This is a genomic window from Blautia sp. CAG:257, assembly GCF_000433815.1.
Lineage (GTDB): Bacteria > Bacillota > Clostridia > Lachnospirales > Lachnospiraceae > Blautia_A > Blautia_A caecimuris.
This window is the reverse complement of record NZ_HF999062.1, coordinates 1-7,629: the sequence shown is the minus strand read 5'-3', so window position 1 is coordinate 7,629 and position 7,629 is coordinate 1. Positions and strand designations below refer to the sequence as shown.

The following is a 7,629-nucleotide window of genomic DNA, read 5'->3' as shown; positions in this document are numbered from 1 at the left end:
TAGGGGTAAACAGCAACATTTCGGCTGCACTTGTCAAAAGTGCGCTCTTTTTGCTATAATAAATAAGAAAATCCACGAAATTAATATAAAGGAATCTGCCATGAAAAAAAATAAAAATATACCTCTCAATCTCAGAGAAAAAAGTAATTCCCGGATTGCCTTTTTCTGCTCTGTGACAGTTCTGGTCATTCTGGTTGTCCTTTTCCGCCAGCTTGACTACAATCTGATACAGAAGCCTGCAGAAACTGCAAAAAAAGAAGCTGCAATAAAAAAAGCAGAAGCAGAAAAAAAGGCCAATACTCCGGAAGTATCTACCGCCACTGTTATCGCTGTAGGAGACAATCTTTACCATGGAAGTCTGATAGAGTCCGGCCAGTATGAATCCGGAACATGGAATTACGAGCATATTTACGAGAACGTTAAGGATGAGATCCAGGCCGCAGATATAGCCATGATCGACCAGGAAACTGTATTTACCACAGATCACAGTGCGGTCAGCTCTTATCCTTCCTTTGCCACACCTACAGAAGTAGGCGACGCTCTGATCAAGGCCGGCTTTGACGTCATTGAATCAGCCACCAATCACATTGATGACTATGGTCCTGACTACATAGAACAGACTCTGGATTTCTGGAAGACCAACTATCCGGAAGTTCCTGTACTGGGTATCCATTCCAGTCAGGAAGATGCAGATACTGTAAAAACACTGGAGGTAAACGGGATTAAAATTGCTTTTCTTGACTACACCTACGGAACTAACAACGGAGATTATGTAGACGGAAAAGATTATATGATTGATATTTTTGAAAAAAGTGAAGTTGCTTCTATGATCCAGAAAGCAAAGGAAGACAGCGACTGCCTTATTTTTGTCGCTCACTGGGGAAAAGAAGATGAAACCATGCCTACCGAATATCAGAAGCAGTGGGCTGCCTTTCTGATGGAACAGGGGGTCGATGTTGTAATCGGCGGTCATCCTCATGTACTTCAGCCATATGGACGCATGTCTGACGATAACGGAAACGAAATGCTGATCTTTTATTCTCTTGGCAACTTTGTTTCCACTCAGCAGGAGCTTCCGGAGCTGCTGGAAGGCATGGCCGGTTTTACCATCCAGAAATCTGTGCTGAAAGGAAAAACCACTGTAGAAATTCTAGATGCCACTGTAAAGCCTATGGTTATGCACTATAATAAAGATGAGGGCGTCTTTAGCCCATATATGCTGGAAGACTACACCGAAGATCTGGCATCTCAGCACGGAGTGCGGGACATCATCGGTGATGAATTCACCCTGGATAATCTCCGAAAAAAATTCGATGAGATCATGTCCATGAATGTGGAGCCGTCCACCAGAACCAATCTTCTGGAGGTTTCCTTTGACTATGAACTGAACATGACGGATTCCAAAGGAAATTATGTAGAAGATACATGGTCTGTCAGCTCCGATCAGTATTATGAACAGCTTGGAAGTTCTGATAATACCTCTTCTGATGATACCGGCGAAGGTTCCGGGGACAATTCAGACGGAGGATCTGACAGCTATGATAACGGTTCCGGGGATTCCTCTGAAGGAACGGAAGATGATGGCTATGATGACGGTTCCGGAGATTACGACTCCGGCTATGAAGATGAGGAAGCTTAAACGTATATAAAAACTGCTGCAGATTTTGTTTGCCTGAAACAATTTCCACAGCAGTTTTTTATATGATTTTATTTTATATGACTCTATTTTATGCGATGAAAAAGAAGCTTCTCTGCATTCTGACCTGTAATGCGAATCACTTCCTCCTTTGAAATCCCTTTCAGTTCTCCAATAGCCCGGGCTACATAGGGCAGGTTCAGGGAACTGTTTCTTTTTCCTCTGTTGGGTTCAGGGCTTAAATACGGACTGTCTGTTTCTAGAACAAGCTGTTCAAGAGGGGCATATTCTACAACCTCTTTTAATTTTTTTGCATTTTTAAAAGTCACTACTCCGCCGATTCCAAGATATAATCCCATATTCAGGTACTGCTCAGCCATTTCCTTTCCATAGGAAAAACAATGGATGATTCCGCCGTACATACCCTCGTCCATATACTCCTTCACAATATCAAGAGTGTCCTTTGCAGCATCTCTGCTGTGGATCATAAACGGAAGCTTTTCTTCTCTGGCAATGTCCATCTGAGCGCGGAACATCTTTTTCTGGATCTCGTGCGCTGCCTCTTCCTTATGCCAGTAATAGTCCAGCCCGATCTCGCCAATGGCAAGAATCTTTTCTCTGCGGGAAAGCTCACGGATCTCATCTAATGTCTGCTCTGTCATTTTATCCGCATCATCCGGATGCACTCCCACTGCGCCGTAAACAAAGGGATACTTTTCTGTTAGAGCAATTGTGCGCCCAAGCTCCCCAACAGAGGCGCACACATTTACCACGGTGCCGATCCCATTCCCCTGAAGAGAGCTTAAAAGCCCGTCCCTGTCCGGCTCAAAAGCCTCATCGTCATAATGTGCATGTGTCTCAAAAATACTGTATGTTTTCATTCATCCTGTCCTTTTTCACAACACAGAAATTCGTCTCCCGGACGGATCACACCGCCGTGAATTACTTTTGTAAATACGCCCTCTCTTGGCATAATACAGTCTCCCATAGCCTGGAAAATCGCGCAGCCATGGTGGCATTTTTTGCCGATCTGTGTCATTTCCAAAATTACGTCATTACAGCGGAATCTTGTACCTACAGGCATAGCGGCAAAATCAAAGCCCTCTACTACAATATTTTCTCCAAAGGCGCCGTCTGTCACCTCAGCGCCTCTGGCACGGAAATCTTCAATCTTGTCAAACGAAAGAAGACTTACCTGTCTGCGCCACTTTCCGGCATGGGCATCCCCTTTGATTCCCCAGTCCTCAATAAATTCCGCTTCCTGTACACTGTGTTTCTGTGTGCCTTTCTCCTCACTGATACAAATTGCTATTACTTTTCCCATAATTCATTACCTTCTTTATTATTATGATTATCCCCTGTAAAATCTCTCCGGGCCCCTCAGTCTTCCCGACTTCTGTCCGGAAATGTTTTATTTTCGGGCGCAGTCAGACGCTTCTCCTGTAAGGATTTCGATTCCGTGCTCCAGAGAATCAATAATATATTCCAGACTTTCCCGTACTGCCTTTGGACTTCCGGGAAGATTGATGATAAGTGTTTTTTTGCGGATTCCTGCCGAAGCCCTGCTCAGCATTGCTCTCTTTGTAATAGTCATGCTGTAAGCACGCATAGCCTCCGGGATTCCCGGAACTCTTCGCTCTATAATATCCTCTGTCGCTTCCGGCATTACATCTCTCTCCGAAAAGCCTGTGCCGCCTGTAGTAAGGATCAGCTCCGCCAGCCCCTGATCCGCGATTTCTGCCATTTTATTTTTCAGCATTTCTCTGTCGTCAGGAAGAATATCCAGAGACACTACCTGATATCCTTCTCTTTCCAGAATTTCACGGATTGCCGGTCCGCTTAAATCTTCCCGCTCTCCCCGGTAACCGGAATCACTTGATGTTATGATTGCTGCCCGCTTCATATTTCACCCTCCTATCTGAGACATACAGAGCTTTTCTGTGTCGTCTGCCTGTGCCTTTTCCAAAAACTGATGTCCGTCCGGTTTCTGTTCCAGTGCCTCCAGAATTGCTTCTGTCAGTTCCTCATCTGTGCCGCCGTTTCTTATAATCTCTCTTAAATCCTTTCCTGCCGAATACTGAAGGCAGGTTTTCAGATATCCCTGAGAGGTCAGGCGGATCCGGTTACAGTCTTTACAGAACTTATGGCTGACTGCACTGATAAAGCCCAGTTTTCCTTCAAATCCTTGTGCTTCATAATATCTGGACGGCCCGTTTCCAAGAGGTTCTCCCTGATAAAGAGTCAGAGCCCCAAAGCGCTTTTCCAGAAGCTCTGTCAGTTCCTTTTCTGACATTCCCTTAAATTCCATACCGCAGCCAATAGGCATCATTTCAATAAAGCGCACATGAACCGGATATTTCCGGGCAAGCTCTGCAATCTCACAGAGATCCTGCCCCTCTATTCCCAGAGGAACACAATTGATCTTCACAGAAATACCCGGATAGCGCAGGGCCTCCTGAATCCCCTCCAAAGCTTCATTTAAAAGATCTCTTCTTGTGATCTTCTGAAAGCAGTCTCTGTTCAGAGTATCCAGACTGATATTCACTGCATCCAGCCCCGCCTCTGCAAGCTCCTTCATCTGCTCCTTTAAAAGAGTTCCATTAGTAGTCAGGGTTACCTTTTTAATTCCCGGAATCTCCTTGATCTGACGTACCAGCTCCGGCATCCTTACATGTACCAGCGGTTCTCCTCCGGTCAGCTTGATCCTGGTAATTCCAAGCTGTGCCATAACCCGGCTGATTCTTATGATTTCTTCCTCCCGAAGGATCTGACTTCGCTCCACCAGCTTGACGCCGTTTTCCGGCATACAGTAAATACAGCGGAGATTACAGCGGTCTGTCACCGAGATCCGAAGATAATCTATCGTTCTTCCACAACGGTCTATCATTTGTCCTCAAAACGGAAATCTCCGCTTTTTCCTCCTGTTTTTTCTACAAGATGGATCTCCGACATTACCATATGCTTGTCAATAGCCTTGCACATGTCGTAAATTGTCAGAAGCGCTGTCTGTACGCCTGTCAGAGCCTCCATCTCCACCCCGGTTTTGCCCTCTGTCTTTACCGTACAGTAAGCATGGATCCGGCTGTTTTCCTGATCCAGTTCAAAATCAACTGCACACTTCTGGATTGGCAGCGGATGGCACATGGGAATCAGAGAAGAAGTCTGCTTCACCCCCATGATCCCTGCTACTCTGGCTACGCCGAGAACATCGCCTTTTTTTACATTTCCTCCTGTAACCGCCGCCATGATTTCTGCTCCCACAGAAATATAGCCTGTGGCTACAGCTGTCCGAAAAGTGGGCTCCTTACCGGAAACATCCACCATCACTGCATTTCCTTTATGATCAAAATGGCTGAATTCCTTCCCCATCAATACAACCTCCTTATACTCCCTCTAGTATAGAAAATTTAGAGAGGTACGTCAAGCAGAGCAGCATAGTATAAAACTGTAAATTTATGTTTGGCTGTCAGCCACTTTCAGATACAGAAAAAAGGCAGAATCATAATGCCTTGCAATGTTTACCAGGAAACACAACACATGATCTGCCTTTTCTCATATTCATCGTCTGCGGGTAACAAAAAATAAAAATTCTTTCCTCCGCAAACATAAATTTCTACTCTTAATAAAGTTCCGTTTTATCAGCAGATTTCTGCTCCTGCCGGCATGTTTTTCTCCGGTGTCATAAGGGCAAGATTGCCTTCTGCATCCTCTGCACAGAGGATCATTCCCTCACTCATAACTCCTGCAAGCTTCGCAGGCTTCAGGTTGGTAACTACCATAACCTTTTTGCCTACCATTTCCTCAGGGGTGTAATGGGCTTTGATTCCGGATACGATCTGGCGAACCTGACTTCCGATCTTTACCTGAGAGCAAAGAAGCTTTTTGGATTTTTTTACTGCCTCACAGGCAATAATCTCGCCAACCTGGAACTGCAGCTTCTCAAAATCCTCAAATGTGATCTCTGCTTTTGGCTCAAGATCAATTCCAGGCTCCTCTTCCTTTTCTTCCTGTACAGGCGGATGGAGCTCTTCTACCTTTGCCATTACCTCTTTAAGATCAAGACGGGCAAACAGAATTTCCGGTTTTTCTACAACCTTATTGCCGGACGGATACAAGCCAAAAGTATCCAGTGATTCAAAACTGCGTTTTTCAGCATTAAGCTGTGCCAGAATACGCTCTGTTGTCTCCGGCATAAATGCCTCCAGAAGAGCTGCTCCTATGGTGATTCCCTCTACAAGATTATAGAGCACAGTTGCAAGACGGTCCTGCTTGTCCTCTTCCTTTGCAAGAGCCCACGGCATTGTCTCGTCAATGTATTTGTTCAGGCGTTTAAAGAGACTGAATACCTCTGTCATGGCGTCTGCCACACGGAGCTTCTCCATCTTGGCTGCAACCTTGCCCGGCGCTGCCAGTACAAAAGCTTTCATATCCTCATCAACAGGCTCTGTTACATTTTTGTTTTCCACTACGCCGCCGAAATATTTGTTGGACATGGAAATGGTGCGGTTTACAAGATTTCCAAGAGTATTGGCAAGCTCAGAGTTCAGACGCTCCACCATCAGCTCCCAGGTGATCACGCCGTCGTTCTCAAACGGCATCTCATGAAGCACAAAGTAACGAACTGCATCTACTCCAAAGAAATCCACAAGCTCGTCTGCATAAAGCACATTTCCCTTGGATTTACTCATTTTTCCATCGCCCTGTAACAGCCACGGATGACCGAATACCTGCTTGGGAAGCGGAAGATCCAGTGACATCAGGAAGATCGGCCAGTAAATTGTATGGAAACGGATAATATCCTTACCGATCAGATGAAGATCTGCCGGCCACAGCTTACCGAACTGCTCTGTGCTGTCTCCGTCGCAGTCATATCCGATTCCTGTGATATAGTTTGTAAGAGCGTCAAGCCATACATAAACAACATGCTTCGGATCAAAGTCTACCGGAATTCCCCATTTAAAGGAAGTTCTGGAAACACAGAGATCCTGAAGTCCCGGAAGAAGGAAATTGTTCATCATCTCGTTTTTACGGGACTCCGGCTGGATAAACTCAGGATGTGTCTTGATGTGCTCAATAAGGCGGTCTGCATATTTACTCATTTTGAAGAAATATGCCTCTTCCTTAGCCGGAACACAGGGACGTCCGCAGTCAGGACATTTGCCGTCTACAAGCTGGCTCTCTGTAAAAAAGGACTCACAGGGAGTACAGTACATTCCCTCATAATGTCCCTTGTAAATATCGCCCTTTGCATACATTTTTTTGAAGATCTTCTGAACCTGTTTCTCGTGGTCTTCGTCTGTAGTACGAATGAACTTGTCATAGGAAGTATTCATCAGATCCCAGATATTTTTGATCTCGCCGGATACATTATCAACAAATTCCTTAGGTGTAATGCCTGCTTCTTCTGCTTTCAGCTCGATTTTCTGGCCATGCTCATCTGTTCCTGTCTGGAAAAATACATCATATCCTTCCAGTCTTTTGTAGCGTGCAATGGCATCTGCCAGAACAGCCTCGTAGGTATTTCCGATATGAGGCTTACCGGAAGTATAAGCGATAGCTGTTGTAATATAATACTTCTGCTTTTCCATTATAAAAAATCCTCCTGGGGTATTTTGTAAATGATAAACTGCCGTCTCTGTCAGGCAGACATGCCAATGCCTGACAGGTACGAATCGCTCTTTAAATACTAGCATATTTATAAGGATTTAGCAAATTACATTTTTATGATTTCAGCAGAAAACAGCCCCAAAATACATGCTTTACCAAAGATAAAACATTGTTTATCCGAACCTTTTACTGCTGTCCGGCAGCTGACCTGTCAATTTCCATGATTTCCTCTACAGACATTTCTGTCATGTCTGCAATTTCCTCATAAGAAAACTGGTTTTTGGCCAGTATTTTCAGGATAAGCTTTCTAATGCCATCCTGGCGTCCTTCCTGCCACCCTTCCTGACGCCCTTCCTGACGCCCTTCTTCCTTAAGATCCTCAAGAG

At 45.0% G+C, this 7,629-nt stretch carries 7 protein-coding genes and 1 pseudogene; 1 reads left to right on the top strand and 7 read right to left on the bottom strand.

What is annotated here, in order from left to right; all coding sequences use genetic code 11:
* The first annotated feature begins 100 nt into the window (after positions 1 to 100).
* Positions 101 to 1,639: a CapA family protein gene (locus QVP40_RS08140; RefSeq protein WP_022067968.1), complete on the top strand. Its 1,539-nt coding sequence runs from the start codon at positions 101 to 103 to the stop codon at positions 1,637 to 1,639.
* Between the two features lie 83 nt (positions 1,640 to 1,722).
* On the opposite strand, the gene QVP40_RS08135 is transcribed toward QVP40_RS08140, so the two are convergent.
* The 7 genes and pseudogenes from QVP40_RS08135 to QVP40_RS08105 all read right to left on the bottom strand — a co-directional run.
* Entirely contained in the window at positions 1,723 to 2,517 is a 795-nt protein-coding gene (locus tag QVP40_RS08135) for a TatD family hydrolase (RefSeq protein WP_022067967.1), read from the bottom strand.
* The gene (locus tag QVP40_RS08130) at positions 2,514 to 2,960 is read right to left on the bottom strand and encodes an MOSC domain-containing protein (RefSeq protein ID WP_022067966.1); all 447 of its coding nucleotides are present in this window, start codon (positions 2,958 to 2,960) and stop codon (positions 2,514 to 2,516) included. Before QVP40_RS08130 ends, QVP40_RS08135 begins: the two co-directional genes overlap by 4 nt.
* A gap of 87 nt (positions 2,961 to 3,047) precedes the next feature.
* Entirely contained in the window at positions 3,048 to 3,539 is a 492-nt protein-coding gene (locus QVP40_RS08125) for a MogA/MoaB family molybdenum cofactor biosynthesis protein (RefSeq protein WP_022067965.1), read from the bottom strand.
* A 3-nt stretch (positions 3,540 to 3,542) separates the two neighbouring features.
* Complete coding sequence (gene moaA, locus QVP40_RS08120; protein ID WP_022067964.1) at positions 3,543 to 4,523, bottom strand: GTP 3',8-cyclase MoaA; 981 nt, start codon at positions 4,521 to 4,523, stop codon at positions 3,543 to 3,545.
* Positions 4,520 to 5,005, bottom strand: coding sequence for a cyclic pyranopterin monophosphate synthase MoaC (gene moaC / locus QVP40_RS08115; RefSeq protein WP_022067963.1), 486 nt, complete (start codon positions 5,003 to 5,005; stop codon positions 4,520 to 4,522). The genes moaA and moaC overlap by 4 nt, the downstream gene beginning before the upstream one ends.
* Positions 5,006 to 5,274: 269 nt before the next feature.
* Complete coding sequence (gene metG / locus QVP40_RS08110; RefSeq protein WP_022067962.1) at positions 5,275 to 7,224, bottom strand: methionine--tRNA ligase; 1,950 nt, start codon at positions 7,222 to 7,224, stop codon at positions 5,275 to 5,277.
* 205 nt (positions 7,225 to 7,429) lie between these two features.
* Positions 7,430 to 7,629: pseudogene (locus QVP40_RS08105) on the bottom strand (hypothetical protein); the annotation flags it as partial.

Excerpts from the sequence above, each read along its gene's own strand:
- moaA (WP_022067964.1), bottom strand. The coding sequence starts at position 4,523 with ATGATAGACCGTTGTGGAAGAACGATAGATTATCTTCGGATCTCGGTG.
- QVP40_RS08140 (WP_022067968.1), top strand. The coding sequence starts at position 101 with ATGAAAAAAAATAAAAATATACCTCTCAATCTCAGAGAAAAAAGTAAT.
- metG (WP_022067962.1), bottom strand. The coding sequence starts at position 7,224 with ATGGAAAAGCAGAAGTATTATATTACAACAGCTATCGCTTATACTTCC.
- moaC (WP_022067963.1), bottom strand. The coding sequence starts at position 5,005 with ATGGGGAAGGAATTCAGCCATTTTGATCATAAAGGAAATGCAGTGATG.
- QVP40_RS08125 (WP_022067965.1), bottom strand. The coding sequence starts at position 3,539 with ATGAAGCGGGCAGCAATCATAACATCAAGTGATTCCGGTTACCGGGGA.
- QVP40_RS08135 (WP_022067967.1), bottom strand. The coding sequence starts at position 2,517 with ATGAAAACATACAGTATTTTTGAGACACATGCACATTATGACGATGAG.
- QVP40_RS08130 (WP_022067966.1), bottom strand. The coding sequence starts at position 2,960 with ATGGGAAAAGTAATAGCAATTTGTATCAGTGAGGAGAAAGGCACACAG.